Annotated in this window: 1 protein-coding gene; it reads left to right on the forward strand. The window is 35.0% G+C overall.

The genetic code is table 11. The features are described from left to right. Positions 1-242: 242 nt before the first annotated feature. Positions 243-2,003 (forward strand): ABC transporter ATP-binding protein, encoded by a 1,761-nt coding sequence (locus tag VFS71_RS06865; RefSeq protein WP_326400183.1) that lies wholly within the window; start codon positions 243-245, stop codon positions 2,001-2,003. Positions 2,004-2,325 lie beyond the last annotated feature (322 nt).

The following is a 2,325-nucleotide window of genomic DNA, read 5'->3' on the forward strand; positions in this document are numbered from 1 at the left end:
TAAATATTTATTGATAAACAATAAATATTTATTTTTTATATTTATTTTAACTTTGAGGTTAGAACTGCTGAACGGGAATTCATAATTATTGGACAATTACAGCTAATATTTTTTGTATGTTATACTAATTGTATTTATTTAGATCAACAAACTTTCTGGTATAATCGGTATTATTATTGCAGTCAATTTTAATTTTTTGAATTCAATAGTTGTAGTTTTGTATTTCAATTTTAGAAAGAAATATGAAAATATTATATACCTACATCAAAGATCACAAGCCTTTATTATTTTTAGCCTTGTTTTTAGCAGCAATCAACCAATGTTTTTCCTTATGCGACTCCATTATTATTGGTAAATTATTGAATCAATGTGGTGTTGGAGTGGCCACTTTCAATCATAATTATGCAAATTTTACCAAAGCAGTTTTGGGTTGGTTGGCTTTATCTTTAGGAGCCGCAATGATGTCAAGAATCGCCAAAAATTTCCAGGATTATTTTACCAATATTATCATTCAACGAACGGGAGCAAAAATGTACACTGATGGTATTCAAAAAGCTCTGGAATTGCCATTTCAGGATTTCGAGGATCAACGAAGTGGAGAAACGTTGGGGAAGCTTCAGAAAGTAAAAATTGATTGTGAAAAGTTCATCACTTTATCCATTTCGTTAGTTTTTCAAACGATTATCGGAATCGTATTTGTGATGGGTTATGCGATCAATATTCATTGGCTGTTAGGACCTATTTTTTTGGCAACCGTTCCTGTTGTTGCTTTTATCAGTTCCTTTTTGGGAACAAGAATCAAAAAAGTGTCTAAAGAAATTCTAGGAGAAACAACCGCTTTGGCTGGTGCAACCACCGAATCACTTCGCAATATAGAATTAGTAAAAAGTTTGGGCTTGACGGAGCAAGAAGTAAATCGTCTAAACAGTACAACTATAAAAATTCTAGGATTAGAATTAAAGAAAGTTCGGTTTATACGTTCATTGAGTTTTATACAAGGGACAACGGTTCATTTTATGAGAACCGGTTTGGTTTTTGCGTTGTACCTGTTTATTTTTCAGGGAATCATCAAGCCGGGAGATATGATTACGTTAATGTTTTTCTCCTTCTTCTTGTTCAATCCGCTACAGGAACTTGGAAATGTTATAGCAACTTATAACGAAACAAAAGCCTCGATGGATAATTTTGGCGGTTTGATGAATGCCAAAAGCGAAGAGAAACCTTTACACCCAAAAACAATTGGATTTATCAATAATTTGAGATTTTCAAATATTTCGTTCAAGCACCAAACAGCTACTTCTTATGCCGTTAAAGACATCTCTTTTGAGGCCAAAGCTGGGGAAACAATTGCTTTTGTTGGGCCATCGGGAAGCGGTAAAACGACTTTGGTCAAAATGTTGGTTGGATTATACACTCCGGAAGAAGGCTCTATTTTTTACAATGGAATAAATGCCAAAGATATTGACTTAACCGAGTTGCGTCAACAGTTGGGCTTTGTGACCCAAGATGCGCAATTGTTCTCCGGAACCATAAAAGATAATTTGCTATTTGTGAAACCAAATGCAACCGATGAAGAGATAAATGATGTTCTGCAAAAATCGGCTTGTCAAAATTTATTGGCTCGCGCCGAAAAAGGCTTAAACACCACTATCGGTGAGGGTGGTATTAAAGTTTCGGGTGGGGAGAAACAGCGATTGTCAATTGCAAGAGCGTTATTGAGAAATCCAAGATTACTGTTATTTGATGAAGCGACCTCGGCTCTAGACTCTATCACGGAAGAAGAAATCACGCAAACTATTCGAAGCATCTCTTCTAAGCAAGACCAAATTACGGTATTGATAGCACATCGTTTGTCCACCATTATGCACGCTGATCGAATCTATGTATTGGAACAGGGAGCTATTATCGAACAAGGAAAGCATCAAGATTTATTGAATGAAAAAGGCTTGTATTATGCTATGTGGAGACAACAAATAGGGGAGAGAAAAATAGTGGAAGTATAAGTTGATTGTTAATTTTAGGAGCAGAGACATTTGGCTTTTTAGGGAATATCGTCCCGCTTTCCGTTTCAATCTTATATGTCTCGTCTTTTGGGACGAGACTTATAAGGATTTTCACTGCAATCGGGGCTAAGAGTCAGCATTCTGTCTTTTTTGTTATCATCTAAAAAAACAAAAGCCAAACCCAATAATTATTTGTTATTGGGTTTGGCTTTTTTATGTGTTAGGATGTTTTTCTTACTTCTTCCCAAAGATCTTTTTAAATACGTTTACGATTCCCAAAACAATCAATCCAATTATCAATCCGATGCTAAATTCTTTTATA

The organism is Flavobacterium sp. (assembly GCF_035760125.1).
GTDB lineage: Bacteria > Bacteroidota > Bacteroidia > Flavobacteriales > Flavobacteriaceae > Flavobacterium.

Coding starts and splice junctions, on each gene's coding strand:
- VFS71_RS06865 (WP_326400183.1), top strand. CDS start 243: ATGAAAATATTATATACCTACATCAAAGATCACAAGCCTTTATTATTT.